22 protein-coding genes and 3 pseudogenes are annotated in these 26,784 nt (G+C 68.3%); 17 read left to right on the forward strand and 8 right to left on the reverse strand.

Annotated elements, in window-relative coordinates; translation table 11 throughout:
* Position 1 precedes the first annotated feature (1 nt).
* Positions 2-286 (reverse strand): annotated as a pseudogene (locus tag BN4332_RS34030) (DUF427 domain-containing protein); the annotation flags it as partial.
* 210 nt (positions 287-496) lie between these two features.
* Between BN4332_RS34030 and BN4332_RS01025 the strand changes: the two are divergent.
* Positions 497-1,111: a hypothetical protein gene (locus tag BN4332_RS01025; protein ID WP_160110790.1), complete on the forward strand. Its 615-nt coding sequence runs from the start codon at positions 497-499 to the stop codon at positions 1,109-1,111.
* A complete protein-coding gene (locus tag BN4332_RS01030; RefSeq protein ID WP_066896356.1) occupies positions 1,111-1,977 on the forward strand; it encodes an acyl-CoA thioesterase in 867 nt (288 codons plus the stop codon). The genes BN4332_RS01025 and BN4332_RS01030 overlap by 1 nt, the downstream gene beginning before the upstream one ends.
* Before the next feature lie 22 nt (positions 1,978-1,999).
* Here the strand turns inward: BN4332_RS01030 and BN4332_RS01035 are convergent, their stop codons facing one another.
* Entirely contained in the window at positions 2,000-2,254 is a 255-nt protein-coding gene (locus BN4332_RS01035) for a DUF2631 domain-containing protein (protein WP_066896359.1), read from the reverse strand.
* A gap of 87 nt (positions 2,255-2,341) precedes the next feature.
* Entirely contained in the window at positions 2,342-3,676 is a 1,335-nt protein-coding gene (locus tag BN4332_RS01040) for a cryptochrome/photolyase family protein (protein ID WP_066896363.1), read from the reverse strand.
* A gap of 50 nt (positions 3,677-3,726) precedes the next feature.
* Here BN4332_RS01040 and BN4332_RS01045 point away from each other — a divergent pair, with 50 nt between their 5' ends.
* The 7 genes and pseudogenes from BN4332_RS01045 to BN4332_RS01075 all read left to right on the forward strand — a co-directional run.
* A complete protein-coding gene (locus BN4332_RS01045) occupies positions 3,727-4,596 on the forward strand; it encodes a TIGR03619 family F420-dependent LLM class oxidoreductase (protein WP_066896366.1) in 870 nt (289 codons plus the stop codon).
* A 56-nt stretch (positions 4,597-4,652) separates the two neighbouring features.
* Positions 4,653-5,153 (forward strand): histidine kinase, encoded by a 501-nt coding sequence (locus tag BN4332_RS01050; RefSeq protein WP_066896368.1) that lies wholly within the window; start codon positions 4,653-4,655, stop codon positions 5,151-5,153.
* Between the two features lie 23 nt (positions 5,154-5,176).
* Complete coding sequence (locus BN4332_RS01055; protein ID WP_066896371.1) at positions 5,177-5,995, forward strand: DUF4097 family beta strand repeat-containing protein; 819 nt, start codon at positions 5,177-5,179, stop codon at positions 5,993-5,995.
* A gap of 50 nt (positions 5,996-6,045) precedes the next feature.
* Positions 6,046-7,227: a 1-deoxy-D-xylulose-5-phosphate reductoisomerase gene (gene dxr, locus BN4332_RS01060; protein WP_066896374.1), complete on the forward strand. Its 1,182-nt coding sequence runs from the start codon at positions 6,046-6,048 to the stop codon at positions 7,225-7,227.
* On the forward strand, positions 7,224-8,444 hold the full coding sequence (locus tag BN4332_RS01065) for a M50 family metallopeptidase (protein ID WP_066896377.1): 1,221 nt from the start codon (positions 7,224-7,226) through the stop codon (positions 8,442-8,444). Before dxr ends, BN4332_RS01065 begins: the two co-directional genes overlap by 4 nt.
* Before the next feature lie 31 nt (positions 8,445-8,475).
* On the forward strand, positions 8,476-9,612 hold the full coding sequence (gene ispG, locus BN4332_RS01070) for a flavodoxin-dependent (E)-4-hydroxy-3-methylbut-2-enyl-diphosphate synthase (protein WP_066896381.1): 1,137 nt from the start codon (positions 8,476-8,478) through the stop codon (positions 9,610-9,612).
* Between the two features lie 55 nt (positions 9,613-9,667).
* Positions 9,668-10,096 (forward strand): annotated as a pseudogene (locus tag BN4332_RS01075) (DUF4081 domain-containing protein); the annotation flags it as partial.
* Between the two features lie 158 nt (positions 10,097-10,254).
* Here the strand turns inward: BN4332_RS01075 and BN4332_RS35315 are convergent.
* Positions 10,255-10,419, reverse strand: a pseudogene (locus BN4332_RS35315) (thioredoxin domain-containing protein); the annotation flags it as partial.
* A 165-nt stretch (positions 10,420-10,584) separates the two neighbouring features.
* On the opposite strand from BN4332_RS35315, the gene BN4332_RS01085 reads away from it, so the two are divergent.
* The 3 genes from BN4332_RS01085 (at position 10,585) to BN4332_RS01095 (ending at position 13,771) form a co-directional block, all read left to right on the forward strand.
* A complete protein-coding gene (locus tag BN4332_RS01085) occupies positions 10,585-11,193 on the forward strand; it encodes a TetR/AcrR family transcriptional regulator (RefSeq protein ID WP_066896384.1) in 609 nt (202 codons plus the stop codon).
* A 96-nt stretch (positions 11,194-11,289) separates the two neighbouring features.
* Complete coding sequence (locus BN4332_RS01090) at positions 11,290-13,113, forward strand: penicillin-binding transpeptidase domain-containing protein (protein WP_066896392.1); 1,824 nt, start codon at positions 11,290-11,292, stop codon at positions 13,111-13,113.
* 61 nt (positions 13,114-13,174) lie between these two features.
* Entirely contained in the window at positions 13,175-13,771 is a 597-nt protein-coding gene (locus BN4332_RS01095) for a DUF1707 SHOCT-like domain-containing protein (protein WP_066896480.1), read from the forward strand.
* Between the two features lie 5 nt (positions 13,772-13,776).
* On the opposite strand, the gene BN4332_RS01100 is transcribed toward BN4332_RS01095, so the two are convergent.
* A complete protein-coding gene (locus BN4332_RS01100; RefSeq protein WP_066896477.1) occupies positions 13,777-14,166 on the reverse strand; it encodes a PaaI family thioesterase in 390 nt (129 codons plus the stop codon).
* A gap of 85 nt (positions 14,167-14,251) precedes the next feature.
* Here BN4332_RS01100 and map point away from each other — a divergent pair, with 85 nt between their 5' ends.
* From map to BN4332_RS01120, 4 genes are all read left to right on the forward strand, one after another.
* Positions 14,252-15,109 (forward strand): type I methionyl aminopeptidase, encoded by an 858-nt coding sequence (gene map, locus BN4332_RS01105; RefSeq protein WP_066896395.1) that lies wholly within the window; start codon positions 14,252-14,254, stop codon positions 15,107-15,109.
* 10 nt (positions 15,110-15,119) lie between these two features.
* A complete protein-coding gene (locus tag BN4332_RS01110; protein WP_074132930.1) occupies positions 15,120-16,619 on the forward strand; it encodes a cobyric acid synthase in 1,500 nt (499 codons plus the stop codon).
* Between the two features lie 9 nt (positions 16,620-16,628).
* Positions 16,629-17,306: a hypothetical protein gene (locus BN4332_RS01115; RefSeq protein WP_066896398.1), complete on the forward strand. Its 678-nt coding sequence runs from the start codon at positions 16,629-16,631 to the stop codon at positions 17,304-17,306.
* Between the two features lie 63 nt (positions 17,307-17,369).
* On the forward strand, positions 17,370-17,933 hold the full coding sequence (locus BN4332_RS01120) for an alpha/beta fold hydrolase (RefSeq protein ID WP_066896401.1): 564 nt from the start codon (positions 17,370-17,372) through the stop codon (positions 17,931-17,933).
* 252 nt (positions 17,934-18,185) lie between these two features.
* Here BN4332_RS01120 and ngg read toward each other — a convergent pair whose 3' ends face one another.
* Together ngg and BN4332_RS01130 are read right to left on the reverse strand one after the other, a co-directional pair.
* Complete coding sequence (ngg, locus tag BN4332_RS01125) at positions 18,186-19,973, reverse strand: N-acetylglutaminylglutamine synthetase (protein ID WP_066896404.1); 1,788 nt, start codon at positions 19,971-19,973, stop codon at positions 18,186-18,188.
* Complete coding sequence (locus BN4332_RS01130; RefSeq protein WP_066896407.1) at positions 19,970-21,775, reverse strand: N-acetylglutaminylglutamine amidotransferase; 1,806 nt, start codon at positions 21,773-21,775, stop codon at positions 19,970-19,972. Before BN4332_RS01130 ends, ngg begins: the two co-directional genes overlap by 4 nt.
* Before the next feature lie 97 nt (positions 21,776-21,872).
* On the opposite strand from BN4332_RS01130, the gene BN4332_RS01135 reads away from it, so the two are divergent.
* Entirely contained in the window at positions 21,873-25,199 is a 3,327-nt protein-coding gene (locus BN4332_RS01135) for a DEAD/DEAH box helicase (RefSeq protein ID WP_066896410.1), read from the forward strand.
* On the opposite strand, the gene BN4332_RS01140 is transcribed toward BN4332_RS01135, so the two are convergent.
* Positions 25,200-26,765 (reverse strand): amino acid permease, encoded by a 1,566-nt coding sequence (locus BN4332_RS01140; protein ID WP_066896413.1) that lies wholly within the window; start codon positions 26,763-26,765, stop codon positions 25,200-25,202. It lies immediately after the preceding gene.
* Positions 26,766-26,784: the final 19 nt, after the last annotated feature.

Genomic DNA, 26,784 nt, shown 5'->3' on the forward strand with positions numbered 1-26,784 from the left:
ACCACGTGTCGACGGCGTCCCACGGCACCGCGGCATATCCCGGGGCCTCGGGTACTGGGTCGTGTGGCAGGTGGCCGATCTCATCGTCCGGGAAGGCGTAGCTGAGCGGATGACCGGCGCGGTGCACCATCAGGGCGCGTTCGGTGTCGAGGCACGTGACACCGCCGCGCACTGCCTGGATGCGGCGCGGGTGAGGCTCGATGTAGACGGGGGCGGCGGCCAGGGGAGGCGTGAACCAACCGGCCGGCTGTGTACTCAACGGACCCCGCCCTGCGACGAGACTCATTGCGGCACCTCCCGTTTGGCGGATCGTCCGGACGTGGGCGCAACTGCGTCACGCACCGGTGCGCCTCGGTGCGTCGATCGTCGCGTCTAGATAGAAGCTTTACAGATTCTCTCGATAATGTCACGCTGTTGAGTGAGGCGGGTTACCCCGCAGGACGCCAGTCGAGACGTGCGGGCCGATCAGCCCCTCTGGACCCGGAATGGATGCCCTATGTCCCCACAGTCAGGAATGTCCGCACAGATGTCCGAGGTGCTCGCCCCCGGCGTCGCTTCGCACCCGATTCCGTTCTCCCGGTCGCGGGTCCGGCCCGACGAGACGCTGCAATACCGATTGAACGTGATGGCAGCCGACGTCGCCGGTGTGGTGTCGGGTATCGGTGGGTGGTTGTTCGACCGGGCGATGGCGGGCTGGCGGGTGTCGGTGGCGGGCAGCCGGTGCGCCGGCCGGTGCGGGTCGGGCTGTGCCGACTGCCGTGCGCTGCGCATTCTCGGATCGAAAGCCGTTGACGTGGACGGTCTCTGGCCGTCTGCGCAAGCGGATGCCGTCGCGCTGACGGTGATCAGCACCGACCGGTCCGACGATCACGGCCTCGCCGGGTTGCGCGACCGGGGCGAGGCCGTGCTCTTCTTCGGGGCGCGGGCTCCGGGAGTCCTTGCCGGGCAAGTGGACCGGGTCCGGTATCGGCCGAGCGCCGCCGCGGTGGCCTTCAAGGCCAGCGCTCTGGTGCTGCTCGGCGCAGACCAGGCTCCGGCGGCAGGGGAGACCGTGTTCCGGTGCGGGCGCCTCGCCGGCCCGCTCGACGATGACCTCGTGCCGGGGTGTTGATGGCGGCACAGGTGTCGGTGGCCGGTCTACTGGAGGTGTTCGACGTGACACCAGCAGGGCCGGATCGGTTCACCGGGGTGACCGGCCCGGCCGGCACCGACGGCAGGCGCGTGGCCAAGGGCGCGCAGGCGCTTGGGCAGTCGATCGTCGCAACGGCAAAGCGATTCCCGGGCAAGGCCATTCGCTCGGCGCATGCCGTCTTCACCAGGCCCGTTCACATCGATTCCGCCGTCGACCTGCTGCTGACGGTGGTTCACGAGGGTCGTTCGACGGCGGCTGCGGTGGTGACTGTCGGGCAGGGCTCCCGGCCGTGTGCCACGGTGACGGTGCTGGCCGACGTGCCGTCCGGCGAAGTGATCAGCCACCACGCGTTGCGGCCCGATGTCGACACACCCGACGATGCCCGGCCGGCCGCGCCATCGATTGCCGGTCATGAACTCCGATTGGTCGGCGTGGCCGACGTCAACGATCCCGACGAGGTGGGGCCGCCCGAACTCTGTGCCTGGCTGCGATATGACCCGATACCCGAACGCGATGACCTCGCCAAGGCGCTGCTGGCGTACTTCACCGGACAACTGGGCATTTCGACCACCATGCGGCCCCACCGCGGCATCGGCACGGCTCAGGCACACGCCACGGTGTCCACGGCGCTGATGTCGACCTCGGTCAGCTTCCACGAACCGGCGGAGTGGGACGGGTGGCTGCTCTACAGCCACGAGAGCACGGCGGCCGGCCAGGGCATGTCGTATGTCCGCGGCCAGGTTCACACCGAGGATGGTGACCTGTTGGCGTCGTTCGCCCAGGAAGGGCTGATCCGCGCGATGCGGCCGACCGACGCCGCCATCGACGTTCCGGCCCGGTTGTAGGGCCGGCGTGAGAGGGACGCGGTTACCGGATCCAGCCGCGGCGACGCAGCCACCAGTCGCGGGCCACCGCCGCGACGATGAGCGCGGCGAACCCGATGAGGAACCACTCCTCGACATGGCCGACGTGGTTGCCGCGCATCATGACGAGCAGGAACGCCGCCGACAGCAGGCCGCCGATCTGGATGACCTTGGGGCTCATGTAGGACCAGCCCCACGCTGCGGACGGGACGTCCTCGACGTCGACGCCGCTGTGTCGCTCCACTTCGGTGCTGGCCACGGTTGCTCCTCCGGGTCGAACTGGCTTCAGGCTTGGCTTGCGGACATTCTGACATACGACGCTGCGTCGTACGCGGGCCCTGGGGGGTCAACCCAGGCGGCGGTACCGTCGCAGCGCCTCCACTCGCTCTTCGGCGTGGTCGACGATCGGTTCCGGATAGTCCGCGGGTCGATCGGCACCCAGCTTGTGCACATCGTCGACGCCGGCCAGCTCAGGGATCCAGCGCCGCACGTAGTCGCCGTCGGGGTCGAACTTCGCGCCCTGCAGCGTCGGGTTGAACACCCGGAAGTACGGCGCGGCGTCGGTGCCGCAGCCGGCGGCCCACTGCCATCCGTGTTGATTGCTGGCCATGTCGCCGTCGACCAACTGGTCGAGGAACCAGCGAGCGCCCCACTGCCACGGCAGGTGCAGATCCTTGACCAGGAACGAGGCCACGATCATGCGGACCCGGTTGTGCATGAACCCGGTCGCGGCCAGCTGACGCATCCCGGCATCGACGATCGGAAAGCCGGTTCTGCCGGCCTTCCATGCCTCGAACACCTGCCGGGCGGTCTCGTCCTCATCCACCTCGATGGCGTCGAAATCGCGATTCCAGTTCGACCACGCGCTGCCGGGCCAGTGGTGCAGCACCGCGGCGTAGAAATCCCGGAATGCCAGCTCCCGCAGGTAGGCCTCGTCGCCGCGGCCGAGGTCGGCGGCCATCGTCCGTGGGTGAATGGCGCCGAATTTGAGATGTGCGGACATGCGACTGGTGGTGTCGAGATCCGGGCGGTCGCGCTGTGCGGGGTATTCCGCCAGATCGGCCGTCACGAATTGCCGCCACTGCGCCAGTGCCGCCCGCTCACCGGCATCGAACGTCAGATCGTTTGTGGCAGAAGGAATATCGACGGCGTTGCGGACATCATCAGCGACCTCGGCCGGGTCGATCCAGCGCGCCGAATCCGCACCGGAATCCGCAGGCCGTCGCCAGCCGTGCTGACGCCACGCGCGGAAGAACGGCGTGAACACCTGATACGGCGCGCCGTCGGATTTGAGAACCCGGCCCGGCGACACCAGATAGGGCGAGCCGGCAGCTCGCAGTGGGACATCGCGGAGGGCCTCGGCCACCTGCTCGTCGCGTCGCCGGCCGAACGGGGAGTGGTCCTGAGTGATGTGCACGGCGGCAGCCCCGACGGCGCGGGCGAGCTCCGGAATGCGTTGTTCGGGCCGGCCACCGGTGACCAGCAACCGCCCGCCCAGGCTGTCGGACAGGTCGTGCAGCGCTCGGTACAGATACTGCAGCCGGCGTCTCCCCGAGGACGCCGCCAGCCGCGGATCCAATACGTAGCAGGCCAGTACCTCGCCGTCCCGTTCGGCGGCCTCCAAGAGGGCCGGGTGGTCGTGGCAGCGCAGATCGCGCCGAAACCAGAGGAGCGTGGGCATCCCTTCATGCTGCCCACGAATCCACCGAACGACACCAGAAAGGTTGGTAGATGCAGTTCTGGAGTGGCACCGCGTTCCTGGACACCGCCGACGCGCTGGCGGTGGCTCCATTGCTCGACGAGGCCGGCTACCACGGCATGGTGTGCTCGGACCACCTGATCTACCCACGCGAGTTGTCCTCGCCCTACCCGGATTCGGCGACCGGCAGGCCACCGTGGGCGCCGGAGACCGCCTGGCCCGACTCGTGGGTCCTGATCGGTGCGATGGCGGCCGTCACCCGTCGGCTCCGGTTCTCCAACGCCGTGTACGTGGCGCCGGCGCGGCCACTGCTGGAGGTCGCCAAGCAGGTGGCCACGGCGGCGGTGATCTCCGGCGGGCGAGTGTCCCTCGGGGTCGGCGTCGGCTGGATGCGTGAGGAATTCGAACTCATGGGCCAGGATTTCGACACTCGCGGCGAGCGGCTCGACGAGATGATCCCGGCCCTGCGCGCGTTGTGGCGCGGCGGCTGGGTGTCCTATACGGGCCACTACTACTCGGTGCCCGAGATGATGATCGAGCCGCATCCGCCGGGACCGGTGCCGATCCTGTGCGGTGGTGAGTCCGAGGCGGCGTTGCGGCGCGCGGCGCGATCATGCGACGGCTGGGTCGGCTACGCCTACACCCTCGAACAGGCCACCGGCTTCACCGGCCGGCTCGCGGAACTGCGTCGCGACTACGGGCGGGAGCACGAGCCCTTCGAAATCATCCTGGCGTTGCTCGATCCGCCGTCGCCGGAGCTGTACCAGCGGGCGCGGGACCAAGGCATCACCGCGGTGATGTGCGCGCCCTGGCTCACCATGCCCAACGGTGAGACGGGAGCCGGCCGGTTCCGCGGGCCCATCGAGCGGTTCGCGGAATCGATCATCGCGAAGGTGGGTTAACTCCCCGCATCACTTTGACGCTTGCGGTGACATCAAAATGATGTCACCATGACGTCATGGACTTGCAGCCCTATGTCGACTCGGTCCGGCACGAACTCGGTGTCGCCGCCGCCGCGGGCGGTGCCGAAGCCGAGGCGCTGGCCGAACGATTGACCGCCCCGCTCGAATCCGCGCTCCGACTGGCCCTGCTCGAAGCGCTGTCCGAGGCGGCCGAGCAGGTCACCCGTGAACTGGCGCCCGGATCCGTCCATGTCCGGCTGTCCGGGCGGGACCCCGAATTCACGGTCGAACCCGCCGAACCCGAGGTGGCCGCGGCGCCCGTCATGGACATCCCCGGATCCGAACTCGCTACTGCCGGCCGCGAAAGCGACGACGGCGGTACCTGGCGGGTGTCGCTGCGGCTTCCGGAGGGCCTGCGTCCCGGGGTGGAGGCTGCCGCCCGCCGGGACGGCGTCTCGGTGAACGCCTGGCTGGTCCGGGCCGTCTCGGCGGCGCTCGGCGGCACCGCTCGCCGCACCGGCTCGGGCGACAAGACCTTCAGCGGCTGGGTCCGTTGAAAACCAACCGATAGGAGAATCCGATGCCCACCTTCCATACGCCCCAACCCATCACCGCCGTCGTCGAGGTGGTCGCCGGTGCGGTGCACCTGTCGGCCACCGACCGCGACGACACCGTCGTCGAGATCCGGCCACGCGACCCCGAGCGCGCCTCGGACGTGCGCGCCGCCGAGCAGGCCCGGATCGATTTCCACAACGGCACGCTCGTGGTGACCGCCGGCAGGAAGATCCTGTCGTTGGGACGTGGGGGAGCCGTCCGTGTCGACATCGCGCTGCCGTCGCGCTCGAGACTCAACCTGTCCTCGGCATCGGCCGACATCGATGCCGACGGCACCTATTCGGATTCCCGCTTCGCATCGGCCGGCGGGGCGCTGCGGGTGGCCGACGTCAACGGAAACATCAAGGCGGACACCGCGTCCGGTGATATCACCATCGGTCAGGTGGTGGGTGACGCGCGGATCGCCACGGCGTCCGGCGACGCGGCGATCGACCGGATCGACGGCGACGCGAAATTCCAGGCGGCCAGCGGCAGCCTGGCGATCGGCACCCTGCGCGGGAACCTCAAGCATCAGACCGCATCGGGTTCGGTCACCATCGGTGTCGCGGTCGCCGGTGCGCTCAGGGCGCAGACCGGCAGCGGCGAGGTCGAGGTCGGGATACCCGAGGGCACCGCGGCGCGGCTGGAGCTCAAGACCCACTCCGGCACCGTCGACAACGCCCTGCAAGCCTCGGACGGCCCGGCCACCGGCGACGAGACGTTCATCGTGCACGCCCGCACCGGCTCGGGAGACATCTCGGTGCGTCGCGCCGTCGGGCCGGTGGCTGCTGACCGGTCCTCCTAGCGCGGATGCGCTGATTGGGTCGGGCGCCGGCAGCGCGGCACAATAGACGCGTGAGCGATTCCCCGGCGCGACAGCGCGTGCTGATCCTCGGTAGCACCGGATCGATCGGTACCCAGGCGCTCGACGTCATCGCCGCCAATCCCGACCGGTTCGAGGTCGTCGGCCTGGCGGCCGGCGGCGGCAACCCGGATCTGCTCGCCGCCCAGCGCGCCGCCACCGGCGTCACCAACATTGCGGTCGCCGACCCGGCCGCCGCCGAGAAGGTCGGTGAGGTGACCTACTCCGGCCCGGACGCGGTCACCCGGCTGGTCCAGGACACCGAGGCCGATGTGGTGCTCAACGCCCTGGTCGGCGCCCTGGCCCTGGCCCCGACCCTGGCCGCGCTGGCCACCGGCGCGCGACTGGCTCTGGCCAACAAGGAATCGCTGGTGGCGGGCGGGCCACTGGTGCTCAAGGCGGCCGCACCGGGCCAGATCGTCCCGGTCGACTCCGAACATTCCGCGATGGCGCAGTGCCTGCGCGGCGGCACCGCCGACGAGGTCGCCAAGATCGTGCTGACCGCTTCCGGCGGGCCGTTCCTCGGCTGGTCGGCGGCCGACCTCGAGTCGGTCACCCCCGAGCAGGCCGGTAAGCATCCGACCTGGTCGATGGGCCCGATGAACACGCTGAACTCGGCGACACTGGTCAACAAGGGCCTGGAGCTGATCGAGACGCACCTGCTGTTCGGCATTCCCTACGACCGCATCGAGGTGGTCGTCCATCCGCAGTCGATCGTGCACTCGATGGCCACCTTCACCGACGGTTCGACGCTGGCGCAGGCCAGCCCGCCGGACATGAAACTGCCGATCGCGTTGGCCCTGGGCTGGCCCGACCGGATCCCCGGCGCGGCCCTGGCCTGCGACTTCACCACCGCCTCCACCTGGGAATTCCTGCCGCTGGACAACGAGGTGTTCCCCGCGGTGCGGCTGGCGGCCGAGGCCGGAACCCGCGGCGGCTGCCTGACCGCGGTGTACAACGCGGCCAACGAAGAGGCGGCGGAAGCCTTCCTGTCGGAGCGGATCCCGTTCCCGGCGATCGTCGACACCGTGGGTGAGGTGTTGCACGCTGCCGACCAGTGGGCCGCCGAACCCGCTACCGTGGAAGACGTACTCGACGCGCAGCGCTGGGCCAAGGATGCGGCCCGGCGCACCGTCGAGCAGAAATCCGTCAGAAAAGGGCTCCTCACCAAATGATGTTCGTTATCGGCGTCGCGCTGTTCGCGCTGGCCATCCTGGTTTCGGTGGCCTTGCACGAGTGCGGGCACATGTGGGTGGCGCGGGCCACCGGGATGAAGGTGCGCCGCTACTTCGTGGGCTTCGGTCCCACCTTGTGGTCGACCCGGCGCCCCAACAAGCTGGGGGAGACCGAATACGGCATCAAGGCGATCCCGCTGGGCGGGTTCTGCGACATCGCGGGCATGACCTCGGTCGACGAGATCGCGCCCGAGGACCGGCCGTACGCGATGTACAAGCAGAAGGTGTGGAAGCGGGTCGCGGTGCTGTTCGCCGGACCCGGGATGAACTTCATCATCGGCCTGGTGCTGCTCTACGGCATCGCGATCGCCTGGGGTCTGCCCAACATCAGTCAGCCCACCACCGCGATCGTCGGCGAAACCGGTTGTGTCGCAGCGCAACTGAGTATCGACAAGATGGAGGAGTGCACGGGTCCGGGGCCCGCGGCCCTGGCGGGTATCCAGGCAGGCGACGAGATCGTCAAGGTCGGAGACACCGAGGTCTCCGATTTCTCAGAGATGGCCGCGGCGATCCGCAAACTCGACGGCCCGGTGCCCATCGAGCTCAAGCGTGACGGCCAGACCATCACCACCACCGTCGACGTCACCCAGACGCAGCGCTTCACCAGCACCGACGCGAAGGAGCCGGTCACGGTCGGCGCGATCGGCGTGAGTGCGGTGAAAGTTCAGCCCCCGACGCCGTACAACCCGATCACCGCGGTGCCCGCGACGTTCGCGTTCACCGGTGATCTGGCCGTCGAACTGGGCAAGTCGCTGGCCAAGATCCCGACCAAGATCGGTGCGCTGGTCGAGGCGATCGGTGGCGGTGAGCGCGACAAGGAGACCCCGATCAGTGTGGTCGGAGCCAGCATCATCGGCGGCGAGACGGTCGAGGCCGGGCTGTGGGTGGCGTTCTGGTTCTTCCTGGCGCAGTTGAACTTTGTGCTCGGCGCGGTCAACCTGGTGCCGCTGCTGCCGTTCGACGGCGGCCATATCGCGGTCGCGACCTACGAGAAGATCCGCAACATGATCCGGGCGGCCCGCGGCAAAGTGGCCGGAGCCCCCGTCAACTACCTCAAGCTCATGCCGGCCACGTATGTGGTGTTACTGGTCGTCGTCAGCTACATGCTGCTGACCGTCACCGCAGACCTGGTCAATCCACTCAGCATCTTCCAATAGGAGGAACTCCGTGACTTCCATCGGTCTGGGAATGCCCGAGGCCCCGGCGCCCACGCTGGCGCCGCGGCGCAAGACCCGTCAGCTCGACGTGGGCGGTGTCGGCGTGGGCAGCGACCACCCCATCGCGGTGCAGTCCATGTGCACCACCAAGACCCACGACGTGAACTCGACGCTCCAGCAGATCGCCGAGCTGACCGCGTCGGGCTGTGACATCGTCCGGGTGGCCTGCCCCCGCCAGGAGGACGCCGACGCGCTCGCCGAGATCGCCCGGCACAGCCAGATCCCGGTGATCGCCGACATTCACTTCCAGCCCAAGTACATCTTCGCCGCGATCGATGCCGGATGCGCCGCGGTGCGTGTCAACCCGGGCAACATCAAGGAGTTCGACGGCCGGGTCAAGGAGGTGGCCAAGGCCGCCGGCGACGCGGGCATCCCGATCCGCATCGGCGTCAACGCGGGCTCGCTGGACCCCCGGTTGCTCAAGAAGTACGGCAAGGCCACGCCCGAGGCCCTCGTCGAGTCGGCGCTGTGGGAGGCCTCGCTGTTCGAGGAGCACGGCTACGGCGACATCAAGATCAGCGTCAAGCACAACGATCCGGTGATCATGGTCGAGGCGTACCGGCAGCTGGCCGCGCAATGCGACTATCCGCTGCACCTCGGCGTCACCGAGGCGGGGCCGGCGTTCCAGGGCACCATCAAGTCCGCCGTGGCGTTCGGGGCGTTGCTGTCGCAGGGCATCGGCGACACCATCCGGGTGTCGTTGTCGGCGCCGCCGGCCGAGGAGGTCAAGGTCGGCAACCAGATCCTGGAGTCGCTGAACCTGCGGCCACGCGGTCTCGAGATCGTGTCCTGCCCGTCCTGCGGCCGGGCCCAGGTCGATGTCTACACCCTGGCCAACGCCGTCAGCGCCGGCCTGGACGGTCTCGACGTCCCGCTGCGGGTGGCGGTGATGGGCTGTGTGGTCAATGGCCCGGGCGAGGCCCGCGAGGCAGATCTCGGCGTGGCCTCCGGCAACGGCAAAGGCCAGATCTTCGTCAAGGGCGAGGTGATCAAGACCGTCCCCGAGGCGCAGATCGTCGAGACGCTGATCGAAGAGGCGATGCGGCTGGCGGCCGAAACAGACGGGTCCGATCATCCGAGCGGTTCGCCAGTGGTGACCGTAAGCTGATAACGGCCCTGTGAGCGGGGTCACCCAGCCTCGGCTTGAGCAGAGAGAATTGTCCATGTCGGCACCGCCACTGTTCCGCCTCGTCGACGAGCGGCGAGTTTCCGTGGTGCGTGACGCCACACCGTGTCTGCAGGTGTTCGACGAGGATCCGGTCGGGTCGTGCATGGTGGCCGCCCGCGTCGCCGAGTTCGGCGTCGAACCCGGCGCGATCGGCGGGGAGCTCTGGACCAGGCGCGGTGTCGCCCAGTCACTGTGTTACGCCGGGCCGAACCTGATCCCGCTGCGTGGGGACGCCGAGGACCTGAAGGCGTTCTCCGACAAGGCGATGAGTACCGCGCGGCGCTGCTCCTCGCTGGTCGGCCGGGCCGAGTTGGTGCTGCCCATGTGGCGGCGGCTGGAAACGGTGTGGGGTGCGGCCCGCGATATCCGGGAGCAGCAGCCGCTCATGGCGCTGAGCTCCATGCCGTACTCGATGATCGACCCGGCGGTNTTGCCGGCCGGTGCGCGAAAGCGGCCGGCCACGGTCAGCAGGCTGCCGCGGATGATCGCGGGCCAGGCGCGGGGGTCGAGTAGCGCCCGACGACCGGACTCGACGCCGAACTGCCGATAGATCTCCTTGTCCGGATCGGCGACGGTGGCAAACGGCAGATCCGCGGTGTGTTCGGCCAATTCGGCGGTGGGGGAGTGAAAGAACACCACCTCACGGACCCCGGCCGCGGTGATCTCCGCGTGCCGGGCCACGAATGCCTGCAGGTGCAGGTTGCAGATCGGGCAGCCCGCGAACCGCCGGAACTGCAGGTGCACCATGCCGTGTGGATCGGGTACTGCAATGTGTTCGCCTGTGACACTGAGGAACTGGTGCCGCGGGAGGATCGTAGACGGACTCAATCTTGGCACGACTCCTCCTCATTAGCGTGCGATGTACGCTTACGATTCCACGCTATAGGCGTACGTTGTACGCTGTCAATCGTCATGCCTCGCCCACGTTCACTCACCCGCACCCAGGTCGCCGCCGCCGCGTTGGCCGTCATCGACGCCGGTGGGCTGGCCGGCCTGTCCATGCGGGCCGTCGCCGGCCGGCTGGGCCTGGGCACCATGTCGCTGTACCGGTACGTCGCCGATCGTGACGAACTCGAGGCGATGGTGGTGGACCTGGTGCTCGACGAGATCGATCCGGTACCGCCACGGGGCTCAGCCCGGCGCCAGCTCACCGAGCTGGCCGAGCGGGTGCGCGCGGTGGCCGCACGGCATCCGTCGGCGGTGCCGTTGCTGTTGACGCACCGGCATCGTTCGTCGGCGTCGTTGCGCTGGGGGGAAACGGTGCTCGGTGTCCTCACCGCTGCCGGATATGGCGGCAAGCGCCGGGTGTACGCGTTCCGGGCGGTGCTGGCCTACATCTTCGGAGCCATCGAGATCGAGATGCTGGGCAGTCTGGCCGGACCGGGGACGCAAGCGCTGGCAAGTTTGTCTGCCGACGACTATCCGCTGCTGGCTCAGACTGCGACGGTGGCCCGCGGCATCGCGCCCGACGAGGAGTTCCGGCGTGGCTTCGAGATCCTGTTGCGGGCGCTCGAGCTGTAAGGCCGGCCCGACAACTGGTGGGTCTCGCGACAGTCTCGGTTCGGTCTCGGTGCGCCTCCGACGAAACTGGCCTCCACGTTTCTAACATCAGCCTCAATGGCAACTCAAACATCACCAGTCACACGGACCACGGGCGGCCTGGTGGCGGTCGTGGTCATCGGTGCGACGGCGCTGAGCGCCTGCACCCCGCGGCCGAACGGGCCTGAGCCCGCTGCCGAACAGTTCTTTTCGGCACTGGCCACCGGTGACACGACGGCCGCGGCTCAGCTCGCCGACCGGCCCGAGGATGCCAAGACCGCGCTCAGCGAAGCCTGGAACGGCCTGCAGGCCACCGGCCTCGACGCGCAGATCCTGGGCTCGAAATACTCCGAGGACACCGGCAGCGTCACCTACCGCTACACGTGGCACCTGCCCAAGAATCGCACCTGGACCTACGACGGACAGCTCAATATGGTCCGCGACGAGGGCCGGTGGGAAGTTCGCTGGAGTGCTACCGGGCTGCACCCGAGGCTCGGTGAGCACCAGACGTTCGCGTTGCGGGCCGACGCACCGCGGCGCGCCTCGGTCAACGAGCGGGGTGGCACCGACGTGCTGGTGCCCGGCTACGTCTACCACTTCGCGCTCGATGCCAGGGCGGCCGGTTCGGCCCTGATGCCGACCGCGCGAGCGGTCGCCGACGCGCTGCGGCCGTTCGATCCCGCTCTGGGCGACCCCCAGCGGCTGGCCGAGCAGGCGAGTGCCTCAGCGCAGCCGATGAGCCTGATCACCCTGCGACAGGCCGACCACGACCGCATCGCGCCTGCCATCGGCAGGCTCAGCGGCGTCGTCGTCACCCCACAGCCCGAAATGCTGCCCACCGACCCGACTTTCGCCCCGGCGATCGTCAACGAGGTCAAGAAATCCGTGACCGACCAACTCGACGGCCAGCCGGGTTGGCGGGTGGTCACCGTCAACCAGAACGGCGTCGACGTCGACGTGCTCAACGAGGTGCCCGGCCAGCCGGCACCGTCGATCACCATCAGCCTGGACCGCGCCGTCCAGAACGCCGCACAGAATGCCGTCAACACCACCGGCAAGCAGGCCATGATCGTGGCGATCAAGCCGTCGACCGGAGAGATCCTGGCCGTCGCGCAAAACGCCGCCGCCGATATGGCCGGACCGCTGGCGACCATGGGGCAGTTCCCGCCCGGCTCGACCTTCAAGATGGTCACCGCCGGGGCGGCCATCGAGCGTGACATGGCAACGCCCAACACCCTTTTGGGCTGCCCGGGCACGCTCGACATCGGGCATCGCACGGTCACCAACTACGACGCGTTCGATCTGGGCACGGTGCCGCTGTCACGGGCATTCGCCAACTCGTGCAACACCACCTTCGGCGAGCTGGCCAGCCGGATGCCGCCGCGCGGCCTCACGCAGGCCGCGGCGCGCTACGGCATCGGCACCGACTACGTGGTGGACGGCATCCCCACGCTGACGGGGTCGGTGCCGCCCACGGTCGATCTGGCGGAGCGCACCGAAGACGGATTCGGCCAGGGCAAGGTTCTGGTCAGCCCGTTCGGCATGGCGCTGGCGGCCGCGACGGTCGCCGCGGGCAAGACACCGGTGCCGCAGCTGATCGAGGGGCGTCAGACCATGGTCGACGGTGCCGGCGCGCCGATCAGCCCGAAGATGGTGGACGGGCTGCGTCCGATGATGCGTCTGGTGGTGACCAACGGCACGGCCAAGGAACTCGCCGGGCTCGGGGACGTGCGGGGCAAGACCGGTGAGGCCGAGTTCATGGGCGGATCCCATTCCTGGTTCGCCGGATACCGCGGCGACATGGCGTTTGCCGCGCTGATCGTCGGCGGAGGCAGTTCGGAATACGCGGTCCGGATGTCCAAGACCATGTTCGACAGCCTGCCCCACGACTACCTCGCCTGAGTCGCTGCCCGCCACCGGCGGATCTGCCCGCGGCAGCCGGTGGCGGTACCGTGAGATGGTCATGACTGGCACCAATGAGCAATCGGTGGACCTGCGCGTCTCCGATGCGGACCGCAACGGCACGATGCGGCGGCTGCACAACGCCGTGGCACTCGGGTTGATCGACATCGCAGAGTTCGAAGAGCGCTCGGCGATGGTCTCGCAGGCTCGGCTGCATGCGGATCTCGATGCCCTGGTCGGCGATCTCCCGGGGCCCGGCGCCATCGTCACCACCGCCGCGGACCGGGTCGAGTTGCGCGGCGTGCTCGGCTCACTGAAACGTCGCGGGGAGTGGACCGTGCCCACCCGGCTGGCGCTGGTGCGCCGCATGGGGTCGGTCGAGCTGGATCTCACCCGGGCCAGGTTCGCCGGGCCGATGGTGGTCATCGAGTTGGACATGAAATTCGGATCGTTGGAGATCCGGCTGCCCGACGGTGCCAGCGCGTCGATCGACGACGTCGAGGTGATCGTCGGCAGCGCCGAGGACCACCGTCGTGACGCCCCGGGTGAGGGCAGGCCACACGTCATCCTGACCGGGCGAGTGGTGTGCGGATCGGTCGAGATCCGGGGGCCGCGTAAGGCCTGGTTCGGTCGTTTCCCCCGGGCTGACCGGGCCTGACGGGGCTAACGCGGGTCGAGGACCGCGAAGCTCAGGGTGGCCCGCGCGGCCAACCGGTTGTCGGGTCCGGCATCGGTGACGTCGACCGAGGTGACGATCAACCGTCGTCCGGCGCGAACCACCGTGGCCACCGCCCGCGCCGGGCCCTCGATGATGGGCGCCAGATAGTGGATGTTCATATCCGCGGTGGTCACGTCCTGTCCGGGCCCCACCCGCCGGCCCGCCAACCGACCGGCGGCGATGTCGATCAACGTCGCCACCAACCCGCCCTGCAGTGCGCCGCGGATGTTGGTCAGGTCGGGCCGGTTGTCCATCTCGACGATCAGCGTCTCGTCGTTCTCCAGCACATCGCGGAATCCCATCTGGCCCAGCAGGTGGCCGGGTGTGATCTGCATCGGGGTCGATTCGCTGAGCATGGCTGAGAAGGTAGCATCATTCTCGTCCTAAGAGATTTGCGTTCTCCTAGCTATCCTTACTGTCATGCCTGTTCGTTCTGCCCTGCGCCCCGGCGTGCTCTCGCCGACCCTGCCGGTTCCCAAGTCGATCCCGCGACCGGAATACGCCTGGCAGCCCACCGTGCGTGAGGGCAGCGAACCGTGGGTGCAGACCCCCGAGGTGATCGAGAAGATGCGGGTCGCGGGCCGGATCGCGGCGGCTGCCCTGGCCGAGGCGGGTAAGGCGGTGGCACCCGGTGTCACCACCGACGAGCTGGACCGCATCGCCCACGACTACATGGTTGATCACGGGGCGTATCCGTCGACGCTGGGTTACAAGGGGTTTCCCAAATCGTGCTGCACCTCGCTCAATGAAGTGATCTGCCACGGCATCCCGGACTCGACGGTGATCGAGGACGGCGACATCGTCAACATCGACGTCACCGCCTACATCGACGGCGTCCACGGTGACACCAACGCCACCTTCCTGGCCGGCGACGTCTCCGAGGAGCACCGGCTGCTCGTCGAGCGCACTCATGAGGCGACGATGCGTGCCATCAAGGCGGTCAAGCCGGGCCGTGCGCTGTCGATCGTCGGCCGCGTCATCGAGGCCTACGCAAACCGCTTCGGCTACAACGTGGTTCGCGATTTCACCGGCCACGGCATCGGCACCACGTTCCACAACGGGCTGGTCGTCCTGCACTACGACCAACCGGCCGTCGAGACGGTGCTGGAACCGGGCATGACCTTCACCATCGAACCGATGATCAACCTGGGCACGCTGGACTACGAGATCTGGGCCGACGACTGGACCGTGGTGACCAAGGACCGCAAGTGGACCGCGCAGTTCGAGCACACCCTGGTGGTCACCGAGGACGGCGCCGAGATCCTGACCCTGCCGTGAGACACGCACCGTGAACGGCGCGCTGCTGGTCGCCGGGACCACCTCCGACGCGGGCAAGTCGATGGTCGTCGCCGGACTGTGCCGGTTGCTGGCCCGTAAAGGCCTGTCGGTGGCGCCGTTCAAGGCGCAGAACATGTCCAACAATTCGGCGGTCACCGTCGACGGCGGCGAGATCGGCCGGGCCCAAGCCATGCAGGCCCGCGCGGCCGGGCTGTCGCCCAGTACCCGATTCAACCCGATCCTGCTCAAACCGGGCGGGGACCGGACCTCACAGTTGGTGATCCGCGGGCAGGTGGCCGGAACGGTGGCCGCGGGCGACTACTTCACCCACCGCGACCGGCTCGCCACCGTCGTCGCCGACGAATTGGCCTCGCTGCGAGCCGAATTCGACGTGGTCATCTGCGAAGGCGCGGGCTCACCCGCCGAGATCAACCTGCGCGCCACCGACCTGGCCAACATGGGCCTGGCCCGGGCCGCGGACCTGCCCGTCGTGGTGGTGGGCGACATCGACCGTGGCGGGCTGCTGGCTCACCTGCACGGCACCGTGGCTGTCCTGGCCCCGGAGGACCAGGCGCTCATCGCGGGCTTTCTGGTCAACAAGTTCCGCGGTGACCCCGCGCTGCTGGAGCCCGGCTTACGCCAGTTGCAGGAGCTCACCGGACGCCCGACCTACGGGGTGATCCCGTTCGACGACGAAATCTGGCTCGACACCGAGGATTCGGTTTCGGTCCGGCCCGGCGGCATGGTGGGCATCCCGCAACCGCCGCGCGGCACCCAGACACTCACCGTCGCGGCGATCCGGCTGCCGCGCATCTCCAACTCCACCGACATCGAGGCGCTGGCCTGTGAACCGGGTGTCGCGGTGCGGTGGGTGACCGATGCCGCCGACCTCGGCGGCGCGGATCTCGTGGTGATCCCCGGCAGCAAGGCCACGGTCAGCGATCTGGCGTGGCTGCGTCACCGCGGTCTGGCCAACGCCGTGCTCGCCCACGCCGCGCAGGGGCGGCCCGTGCTCGGCGTGTGCGGCGGCTTCCAGATGCTGTGCCGTCGCATCGACGATCCGGTCGAGAGTGGTGCCCCTGGTGCGGTGCCCGGCCTGGGTCTGCTCGACGCCGACATCGAGTTCCACCGCGAAAAGACCCTGCGGCACTGGGAAAAACCCTTGTGGGGCTACGAGATTCACCACGGCCAGGTGAGCCGGGCGACGGCTGACGACTGGCTCGGGGTCGGGCTGCGCCGTGATGCGGTATACGGCACGCACTGGCACGGGCTACTCGACAACGACACGTTGCGCCGGGCCTGGCTCACCGAGGTGGCCGCGAGTGCGGGCCGGACGGGATTCGTGGTGGCCGACGATGTCGATGTGCGTGGCCGCCGCGACGCCCAGCTCGATCGGATGGCCGATCTGCTGACCGCTCACGCCGACGTCGACGCGCTACTGGACATTTTGCGGAACGGGACCCCGTCGCGGCCCACAATGAGCACTGCGCTCGTCGATCCGCCTCGGTAGCCTGGGCAGATGAATCGGCGCCATCGCTGGGTGGCAGCGTCAGTTGGGCTCGTCGCCTGCTTGCTGGTGGTGTCCGGTTGCACCTCGGTGGTCGGCGGGGCCGCCACCTGGCCCGGTGCGGTCCTGGAGCAGGTGCTGCTCACCCCCGCGGACTTCCCGCCCGGTGTGCAGTTCGACCGGGTCGCCGACGACGGCGCCGGCCCGGCCGGAACGGGCGGTGCACCACCGATGCTGTCCCGACCGCCCGGCTGCAGCGACGGGCTGACCCGGGTGATCGCCGATTCCGCCGAACGGGGCCCTGGCAGTGCCGGTCAGATCATCGCGGCCTATGACGGGGCCCGCATGGTGCTGACGGTGATGACCTCTCCGCTGCCGTTGGATCGGCTGGCCGCCACGGCCCAACGGTGCGCACAGTTCTCCACCTTCTTCGACCCTTCGGACCGTGGCATCCCGATGACAACCACGAAACTGGACCCGCCACGCCCGTCGGCGTTGGTCTATCAACAGACCATGCGACTGGGCGGCGACGAGCAGAGCATCTACTTTGCCTTCGAGAATGTCGGCAACTGGGCGGTGTTCGGAATCGCCTTTCCCACGCCGAATCCGTCGATCACCGCCAAAGGTGCCTTGCCGCAGACTTTTCTGGATGCTTTCAGCATTCAGGCGCAGCGGATTGCCGTCCGCTGACGGGGGCGTCAGGACAATGTGAATTTCGACCCACGCGTGGCTACTGGACGGTAGTTTGTCCGAATGCTTACCACCGTGGTGACGATCGATGGGTTCACCACGCCCGTTGACGTCTCGGGCCCCGACAAGGGATCCACCGTGGTGGTGCTGAGCGCCGGCCACCACGGCCCGGCCGCCTACGAGCCGATCTGCCAGCGGCTGCACACCGCGTCGTTGCGCACGGTGATCATCGGCCCCGATCCTCGGCTGACCGCCAAATCCGTCGTCGGCATTCTCGATTCACTGGACATCAAATGGGCGCTGCTGGTCGGCGACCGCCTCGGCGGCGAACTCGCCTGGGAGCTGGCCGCCACCCGGTTGGACAAATTCATCGGCCTGGTCGTGGTCGACCGCGGCCATCCACGCGTCGCCGATGCCACCGGAGTGATTAGAGACGACGGATGCCCGCCGGTGGAGATGAACACCACCGTGCTGGTCAGCACCCCGGCCGCCCGCGCCGTCGCCAAGGCCAGCCAGCGGTACGTCTACGGCGACTTCCGGTTGGTCGAGATGCCCGGCCGGCGCAACGCCGGTGACTCGACGGCCCAGCTGGCGGCCGAGATCGTGCTGCGCACCAGTAGTTGGTGAGCGGCGCTCAGGTTCGGCGGTTTAGCCCGCTCGCGGTTTGTCACGCTCGCGATCGTCACGCTCGCGGTTTGTCACGCTGGAGTGGCCCTGGTTGCCGAGTGTCACGCTGGCGTGACAGCAGATGTGGGCCGGCGACCGGACTGTTCGTGTTTGTCACGCTGGAGTGGCCCCGGCCACCGAGCGCCACGCTGGCGTCACAATGTGGGGTGCGGGCGGGCTGTGGGTGCGTGCGGCCTGGCTTCGCGCGAGCGCTCAGTCAGCCGCTTCCGAAGGTGTCCAGGCTTGCGGCAACCCAGGCTGCTGCGGGAACAGGAAGTCGACGAACGCCGCGGCGGTGGGCTGCGGCTCGTGGTTGGCCAGGCCCGGGCGTTCGTTGGCCTCGATGAACACGTACTCGCGGCCCGTCACGTCGGGGACCAGCAGGTCGATGCCCGTCACCGGGATGCCGATCGCCTCGGCCGCGGCGACACCGACGCGGCACAGCTCCGGGTTCACCTCCGCGGTGACGTCGTGAATGGTCCCGCCCTGGTGCAGGTTCGCCGTGCGGCGGACCCGCAGCCGCTCGCCCTCAGGCAGCACATCGTCGAATGACCAGCCGGCCTCGGCGACCGTGCCCTTGGTGACGTCGTCGATCGGGATGCGCGATTCTCCGCCGGTGGCGGCGGCCCGTCGGCGCGACTGTGTCTCGATGAGCTCACCGATGGTGTGCTTTCCGGTGCCGACGATCTCGGCGGGCTTACGGATCGCGGCCGCCACCACCTTGCCGTCGATCACCACGAGGCGAAGGTCGTCACCGGCGGCGCGCTGCTCGATCAGCACCTCCGGATACTGCTCGCGGGCCCGGTGCAGCGCCGCGTCCAGCTCGTCGGTCCCGTCGACCCCGACGGTGATGCCCTTGCCCTGTTCGCCGCGAGTGGGCTTGACCACCACGTCACCGACCTCGGCGAGAAAGTCGTGATCCTCGTGGTCGAAGGTGGCCAGGCGGCCCTTGGGCACCGTGATGCCGGCATCGGAGACGATCCGCCGGGTCTGGCGCTTGTCGTCGCAGCGGGCCATGGCCACCGCAGAGGTGAACTCCGAGAGGGATTCTCGGGTGATGACGCTGCGGCCACCGTGCGACAGCTTCATCTCGCCGGCGCCCGCGTCGAGCACCTCGACGCGGATGCCGCGGCGCATGGCCTCGTCGGCGATGATGCGCGCATACGGATTGAGATCGTCGACCGTCTCCGGTGGATGGGTGAACAGCGGCTCGTTGATCGCGTTCTTGCGCTTGACGGCCAGCACCGGCACCCGGTGGAAACCCAACTTCTCGTACAGGGCGATCGCCGCCGAATTGTCATGGGCCACCGAGAGATCCAAATACGCCCGGCCGCGTTCGCGGAAGATGCCGGCCAGTGTCCGGGTCAGCGCGTCGCCCACCCCGGGCAGGCCCGCCGCCGGATCCACCGCCAGGCTCCACAGACTCGAACCGTCCTCGGGGTCGGCGAACAACCGCTTGTGGTCCACGCCGGTGACGGTCCCCACCACGCTGCCGTCGTCGTCGCGCACCGCCACCAGGTAGACCACCGCCGGAGTGAGGGTGTGGTTGTGCCAGATGACGTCGACGGGCGCGGGCACCATGCCGCACCGCACGTACACCCGGTTCATCGCGTCGGCGTCCATCGGGGTCTGCAGGGTGCGCACGCTGAACCCGACCGGCTTGGCGGCGTCGAGATCGTCGGTGAACCGCAGCCGGTAGGTGTGGCTCGGGTCGATGAACAACTCGGCGGGGGAGCGGGCCACCAGCACGTGGGACTCGCGGGCATAGATGCAGATGTCGCGCCGGCCCGGGCCCTCCTGCTGCAATACCTCGGCGAGCTGCTCCGGGTCGGCGAAGGTCTGCCCGAAAATCAGCCGGCCCCAACCCAATTCGAGCACCACATCGTCGGCCATGGCATCGACCAGATGCTGTGGTGACGCATCGTGCAGGCCGAGCGTGATCGCCTCGGTGTGATCGGGGTTCACCGGGAGGGCCTCGGCGTCGGGCTCGGTGGCGGTCATGCCGCCACTCCCGTCACGCCGTGGCGTTGCAGCCACAGTTCGAGCAGCGCGATCTGCCACAACTCGTTGCCCCGCAACGGGGTCAGCTTGCCGTTCGGATCGGCCAGCAACCGGTCGACCGCCTCGGGACGGAACAGACCGCGCTCCTTGGCTTCCGGCGCATACAGCGCGTCACGGACCAGATCCAGGTACGGCCCCTCGAGGTGGGTGAGGGCCGGAACGGGGAAATATCCCTTGGGCCGGTCGATGACCGCTGCCGGGATCACCCGGCGCGCAGCCTGTTTGAGCACGCCTTTGCCCCCGTACGCGGTTTTGAGCCCGGGCGGGCAGGTGGCCGCCAGCTCGACGAGTTCGTGATCCAGGAACGGCACCCGGCCCTCCAGCCCCCACGCCATGGTCATGTTGTCCACGCGCTTCACCGGGTCGTCGACCAGCATCACCGTGGTGTCGAGGCGCAATGCGCGGTCCACACCCGTCTCCGCACCCGGTGCGGCGAAATGATCGGTGACGAACACCCCGCTGGGATCACCGTCGGCGCGGTACCCGTCGCTGAGCAGAGCACCCACCCCGGCGCTGTCCCGGTCGAAGAACGCGCCGCGGTAACTGGCCACCGCGCCGTCCAGGCTGGCCGCGGATGGGTCGGCCATCGGCGGGTACCAGTGGTAGCCGGCGAACACCTCGTCGGCGCCCTGCCCGGACTGCACCACCTTGACGTGCTTGGACACTTCCTGGCTGAGCAGATAGAACGCCACGCAGTCGTGGCTGACCATCGGTTCGCTCATCGCGGCGATCGCGCCGTCGAGGGCGGGCAGCATGCGGTCGGTGCCGATGCGGATCTGATGGTGATCGGTTTCGAAGTGCTCGGCGATGATGTCCGAGTACTTGAACTCGTCGCCGGCCACGCCGCCGACCGACTCGAAACCGATCGAGAAGGTGGACAGGCCGTGCTGGCCGGCCTCGGCGAGCAGCCCGACGATCAGGCTGGAATCGACGCCGCCGGACAGCAGGCAGCCGACGGGCACGTCGGCCACCAACCGGCGCTCGACCGCCCGCCGCAGCGACTCGAGGACGGCGTCCTCCCAATCGTTCTCCGACCAGTCGGCCCGGTCGGCGTGCCGGCTGAAGTCCGGCGACCAGTACACCGTGGTGTGCCGGCTGCCGTCGGGTTCGATCGCGACCACCGACGCGGGTGGCACCTTCTTGATGCCCTGCAGGATCGTCAACGGCGGCGGCACCACCGAGTGGAACGTCAAGTAGTGGTGCAGCGCGATCGGATCGATGCGGGTGTCGACACCGCCGCCGGCCAGCAGGGCGGGCAGCGACGAGGCGAACCGGATCCGGTGGTTGTCCTCGGTGAGGTACAGCGGCTTGATGCCGAGCCGGTCGCGGCCCAGCAGTACCCGGCCGGTGTCCCGTTCGACGATCGCGAACGCGAACATCCCCATCAGGTGCTCGACGAACCGGTCACCCCAGTGGTGATAGGCCTTCAGCAGCACCTCGGTGTCGCTGTGCGAGAAGAACCGGTAGCCGTGCCCGGACAGTTCGCGGCGCAGCTCCTGGTAGTTGTAGATGCAGCCGTTCCAGCAAACAGTCAATCCGAGTTCGGGATCGACCATCGGCTGAGCGCCTGCTTCGGTCAGGTCAATGATTTTCAGGCGGCGGTGGCCCAGTGCGACCCGGCCTTGCGACCACACACCGGCCGCGTCCGGACCCCTGGGCGCCATCGCGTCTGCCATGGCCGACACCGCTGAAATATCCGGTGTCCGGCCATCGAGACGCACCTCCCCGGCGGCTCCACACATCAGTTCGACCCTACACAGGATCTGTCGACGGCGCGCCACCCGCGGTGTGTCGGGGGTGTGACCAGGACATGTCGGACACTGGCCCTATCCTCCTCGCATGGGGCCTGGATTCGGCTTCGGCGTAGCCCGTGACGAGCTGATTCGCGATTTCGGCGCGCAATCGACCGTTCGCGGTGAGCGGTATGCCGCCGAAGGCCGGGTCCGCGATATCGAGTTCGATGACGACGCACGCCTGCTGCGTGGACGGTGCGTGGGTTCGCATGGTGAGCTGTACGTCCTTGAGGTCGGGCTGTCGCAGGGGAACCGGGCAGTCGTCGAGTGGGCATTGTGTTCATGCCCCGTCGGGTCGTTCTGCAAACATGCGGTCGCCCTGGTGCTGACGGCGGCTCCGTCCGACACGGCGCCCGCACCCGTGCAGCGATGGCGCTACGTGCTCGACCGGGTGCTCGACGAGGTGGCTGTCCCGGAGGGCGGCGGCAAACCGATCGCGTTGGAATTCGCGGTCGAGGCCCCCACTCGTTACCGGCCTGGGACATTGCTGATGCTGCGTCCGATGACACTCGGGAAGCGGGGCACCTGGATCACCCGGGCTTTGACGTGGCGGCGCTTGCTCGACCAGCCCGAGGCGGGCGAGTTCGATCGGGACCAGTACCGGGCGGTGCGGGCGCTGGTGTCGGGGATGGAGCGGTACTACCCGCCGCACGGCCCCGAGAAGATGATGCTCAACGGGATGCCCGCCACGTTGTGGCCCCGGCTCGATGAGGTGCTGGATGCCGGGGTGACGGTGCTGGCCGACTCCGCGAGCGGTATCCGGGCGGTCGAGTTGATCAAGAACGTCCACCTGCGGCTGGACTTCGCCGCCGAGCGCGGTGGCGGTGCGGTGATGTCGGTGGCCCTGGTGGTCGACGGGCAGGAAGGCGATCCCGACGGCGTCGGGCTGATCGGGATGCCCGCCCCGCACGGCATGTTCCAGATCGCCGATTCCGTGCTGCGGCTCGGCGCCTTCGATCCGGTGCCGGGACGCACCATGGCCGAACTGCTGGGCCACGGCGAGCAGGTGCACATCCCCGCCGACATGGCGCGGGAACTCGCCGTCGACATCCTCCCGCGCCTGGCCAGCAGTGTGGACATGGACGTCGCCGACGGCCTTTTCGATCCCCCGACCATCACCGGGCCGTTCCCGGTGCTGACGGTGAAGATCGTCGACGGCGGGGCCCGGGCGTTCTGGAGCACCCGCTATCAGGTCAACGACCAGCATCACGATTTCGACCCGGCCTCCGAGGCCGGCTCCATCGGTTACCGGGACGCCGCCGCCGAGGACGGCCTCTGGCAGCGGGTGGCACCCGCACTGCAGGCCGTCGCCGCGGCCGCCCGTGACTGGAAACGTCAAGCGACACAGCACGTCAATCGTCGGATATCGACCACGTTGGACGCCGCAGCGGTGCACGAGTTGCGGGCCATCGTCAAGGCCGCGACGCCGCTGGACGCGGTCACCGCGGCGTCGCGCCGCACGCTGCTGGGTGGGGTGAATCTCACCCTGGTGGAGGCGGCGGTGCTGTGTGGCCAGACCCTGCCGGCGCTGGATTGCTTCGAGGATTTGACCGTCGACTCCGACGAGCGGTACCGCGCGGCGACCGTCGATCCGCTGGTGACGTTCGCCGGGGACACGTCCCTTCCCGGGGACTGGTTCAACCTGAATGTCACCGTGAGCGTCGATGGCGAGACGGTCGCGCTGCCCGATGTGATCCGCGAATTGACTGCCGGGGCAACGCACATGCTGCTGCCGTCCGGGATGTACTTCCGGCTGGACACGCCCGAGCTGGTCCGGCTGCGGGAGTTGCTCGACGAGGCCCGCGCGCTCGGCGAGATCGACGGGGACCGGGCCAACGCGGCGTCGCTGAACGTCACGCTGTGGGACGAACTGCTCGAACTCGGTGTCGTCGACGAGCAACTCGCCCGGTGGCGGGCCAACCTGGCCCGGCTGTCGGCCGCCCGGCCGCCGGTGCCGGTCGAGCCGCCCTCGGGTTTCGATGCCGCGCTGCGCGACTACCAGCGCGACGGGCTCGATTGGCTGTCGTTCTTGTGGGACAACGGCATCGGAGGTGTGCTCGCCGACGACATGGGTCTGGGCAAGACCGTGCAGACCCTGGCCCTGATCGCCCGCGCGGTGGCCGGCGGGGCAGGCAAGTTCCTGGTGGTGGCGCCCACCAGCGTCGCGCGCAACTGGGTGGCCGAGTGCGCCAGGTTCACCCCCGGCCTGACCGCAGTGGTGGTCACCTCGACCGACGCGCGGGGCAGCGTGCGGCTGGCGCACCGGGTGGCCGAGGCCGACATCGTGGTCACCTCCTACACGCTGCTGCGGATGGATGCTGCGGCATACGCCCGAATCGAATGGGCCGGAATGGTTCTGGATGAGGCGCAGTTCGTCAAGAACCACCACAGCAAGACGCATCAGAGCGCGCGGCTGCTCGACGTGCCGTTCAAATTGGCGATCACGGGCACCCCGATGGAGAACAACCTCATGGAGCTGTGGTCACTGCTGTCGATCACCGTGCCGGGTCTGTTCCCGTCGCCGAAGGTCTTCGAGACTTACTTCCGCAAGCCGATCGAATCCGGTGAGGCCGACGACCGGTTGCCGGTGCTGCGCCGCCGCATCAAACCGGTGCTGTTGCGTCGCACCAAGAGTCAGGTCGTCACCGAGCTGCCCCCGAAGACCGAACAGGTGCTCACCATCGGCCTCGGTGCCAAGCACCGCAAGATCTATGACACCCGGCTGGCCCGGGAGCGCCAGAAGGTGCTCGGGTTACTGGGGGACTGGGAGAAGAACCGGTTCCAGGTGTTCCGGTCGCTGACCCTGCTGCGCCAGCTGAGCCTGCATCCGGGTCTGGTCGACGACTCCGCCCGTGCGGTCGGCTCGGCCAAGATCGACTTCCTGGTCGAACAACTCGAACAGCTGGTCGCCGAGGGACACAGCGCCCTGGTGTTCAGCCAGTTCACCGGGTTCCTCGCCATCGTGCGGGCCCACCTGGACACCGCAGGCATGGCCTACAGCTACCTCGACGGTTCCGTCGACTCCGACGGAAGGGCAAGGGCCATCGATGAATTCAACGCCGGCACCACCCAGGTGTTCCTGATCAGCCTCAAGGCAGGCGGGTTCGGGCTGAACCTCACCACCGCCGACTACTGCTTCCTGTGCGACCCGTGGTGGAGCCCCGCGGCCGAGGCCCAGGCCGTCGACCGGGCCCACCGCATCGGGCAGACCCGGCCGGTCAGCGTCTACCGCCTGGTCGCCGAGAACACCATCGAGGAGAAGGTGGTGGCGTTGCAGGAGCGCAAGCGGGCCCTGTTCGCCGCCGTCGTCGACGACGGCGAGCTGTTCGGCTCGGCCATCACCGCCTCCGACATCCGCGAACTGCTCGGCTGATCAGCCCGGCAGCTGCGCGGTCGTCGTGGTGTCCACCTGCTTGATCGGCCCGGTGAACCAGTGCTTCACCGACACATGCCAATAGATGAACAGCAACAGCAGAACGCTGCCGACGAGCAGCGGCGTGTAGTTCACGAACTTCCACGCGAAGCTCGGATCCCACGGAACGCCACCCAGCGAGGTCGGGAACATCGCGATGACCGAGGTGACGAGAATTTCGATGATCGCCACCGGGGCCATCCACTTGTACTTGTTGCCGAGATTCCACTGGCCCTGCTCGAACGAATCGCCGGCCCTCCAGCGGTAGTAGATCGGCACGGCGAAGCACAGGTACAGCCCGACCACCCCGATGGACACCACCGCGAAGAACGCGACGGGAACCGGGGCGCCGTTGATCTCGACGGGAACGAGTGCGGGCAGCGTGATGAGCGCGGCGACGGCGGCGGTGACGATCACGCCGTAGGCCGGGACCTTGCCTGCGTTGACCTTCGACCACAGTTGGTGGCCCGGCACCGCACGGTCGCGGCTGAACGCGAACAGCATGCGCGATGCACTGGTCTGGCAGGCCGTGGTGCAGAAGAACTGCCCGGCGGTCGAGATCAGCAACACGATCGCCACCCACTTGGGGCTCATGGCTTGGGCGAAGATCACCGCCACCGCACCGCCGCCCTTGGAAACCCCCTCGGCGTCCTGCACGGCAAACAGGAAGGACAGCAGCAGGATCCAACCGCCGATCGCCGAGTAGAAGATGGACTGCCAGATCCCCTTGGCGGCCGCGTTGGCGGCGCTCTTGGTCTCCTCGGATAGATGTGCCGACGCGTCATAGCCGGTGATCGTGTACTGGGTCAGGATCGCCGAGATCGGCAGCACGAACAGAAGGAAACCCCAGCCTTTTTCACCGCCGAACAGGCCGCTGTTGTTGATGGTCTGGGTGAACACCTCGGAGAAGGTGGCGTGCTGCGGTGGGACGAAGACCAGGATGAGGATCACCGTCGCGGCTCCGGCGACGTGCCACCACACCGACACGTTGTTGATCACCGCCAGCAGGTGGCTGGAGAAGATGTTGATGATCGCCGAGACGGCCAGGATCACCACGAAGAGTCCGAAGGTACGGGTCAGGCTGTAGCCGGCCAGCCAGCTCTCGCTGAAGGTGCCGAGCGTGAGGTCCAGGAACGTCGCGCAGCCGTAGGACACCGTGGCCAGGATCGCGACCAGACCGATGAGGTTGAGCCAACCGGTGTAGAACCCGGCCTTGGCCCCGCCGAGTTTGGCGGCCCACCAATAGATTCCGCCCGACGTCGGATACGCCGACACCAGTTCGGCCAGGCACAACCCGATGATCAGGACGAATGCCGCGATGATCGGCCAGCCCCAGGCGATCGCCGCAGGGCCGCCGTTGTTCCAGCCCAGGCCGAAGGAGGTGAAGCAGCCGGCCAGGATCGAGATGATCGAGAACGAGATGGCGAAGTTGGAGAAGCCGGACCAGGACCGTTGGAGTTCTTGGGTGTAGCCGAGCCTGGCCAGATGTTGTTCGTCGTCGGTGAGCTGCTCGTGACCTTCGGGCACAAACCCTCCTCGGGTATGG

The organism is Mycolicibacterium houstonense, assembly GCF_900078665.2.
GTDB classification, from domain to species: Bacteria; Actinomycetota; Actinomycetes; order Mycobacteriales; family Mycobacteriaceae; genus Mycobacterium; species Mycobacterium houstonense.

Excerpts from the sequence above, each read along its gene's own strand:
- BN4332_RS01025 (WP_160110790.1), top strand. The coding sequence starts at position 497 with ATGTCCCCACAGTCAGGAATGTCCGCACAGATGTCCGAGGTGCTCGCC.
- BN4332_RS01030 (WP_066896356.1), top strand. The coding sequence starts at position 1,111 with ATGGCGGCACAGGTGTCGGTGGCCGGTCTACTGGAGGTGTTCGACGTG.
- BN4332_RS01040 (WP_066896363.1), bottom strand. The coding sequence starts at position 3,676 with ATGCCCACGCTCCTCTGGTTTCGGCGCGATCTGCGCTGCCACGACCAC.
- BN4332_RS01045 (WP_066896366.1), top strand. The coding sequence starts at position 3,727 with ATGCAGTTCTGGAGTGGCACCGCGTTCCTGGACACCGCCGACGCGCTG.
- BN4332_RS01050 (WP_066896368.1), top strand. The coding sequence starts at position 4,653 with ATGGACTTGCAGCCCTATGTCGACTCGGTCCGGCACGAACTCGGTGTC.
- BN4332_RS01055 (WP_066896371.1), top strand. The coding sequence starts at position 5,177 with ATGCCCACCTTCCATACGCCCCAACCCATCACCGCCGTCGTCGAGGTG.
- BN4332_RS01065 (WP_066896377.1), top strand. The coding sequence starts at position 7,224 with ATGATGTTCGTTATCGGCGTCGCGCTGTTCGCGCTGGCCATCCTGGTT.
- ispG (WP_066896381.1), top strand. The coding sequence starts at position 8,476 with ATGCCCGAGGCCCCGGCGCCCACGCTGGCGCCGCGGCGCAAGACCCGT.
- BN4332_RS01085 (WP_066896384.1), top strand. The coding sequence starts at position 10,585 with ATGCCTCGCCCACGTTCACTCACCCGCACCCAGGTCGCCGCCGCCGCG.
- BN4332_RS01090 (WP_066896392.1), top strand. The coding sequence starts at position 11,290 with ATGGCAACTCAAACATCACCAGTCACACGGACCACGGGCGGCCTGGTG.
- BN4332_RS01095 (WP_066896480.1), top strand. The coding sequence starts at position 13,175 with ATGACTGGCACCAATGAGCAATCGGTGGACCTGCGCGTCTCCGATGCG.
- BN4332_RS01100 (WP_066896477.1), bottom strand. The coding sequence starts at position 14,166 with ATGCAGATCACACCCGGCCACCTGCTGGGCCAGATGGGATTCCGCGAT.
- map (WP_066896395.1), top strand. The coding sequence starts at position 14,252 with ATGCCTGTTCGTTCTGCCCTGCGCCCCGGCGTGCTCTCGCCGACCCTG.
- BN4332_RS01115 (WP_066896398.1), top strand. The coding sequence starts at position 16,629 with ATGAATCGGCGCCATCGCTGGGTGGCAGCGTCAGTTGGGCTCGTCGCC.
- BN4332_RS01120 (WP_066896401.1), top strand. The coding sequence starts at position 17,370 with ATGCTTACCACCGTGGTGACGATCGATGGGTTCACCACGCCCGTTGAC.
- ngg (WP_066896404.1), bottom strand. The coding sequence starts at position 19,973 with ATGACCGCCACCGAGCCCGACGCCGAGGCCCTCCCGGTGAACCCCGAT.
- BN4332_RS01130 (WP_066896407.1), bottom strand. The coding sequence starts at position 21,775 with ATGTGTGGAGCCGCCGGGGAGGTGCGTCTCGATGGCCGGACACCGGAT.
- BN4332_RS01135 (WP_066896410.1), top strand. The coding sequence starts at position 21,873 with ATGGGGCCTGGATTCGGCTTCGGCGTAGCCCGTGACGAGCTGATTCGC.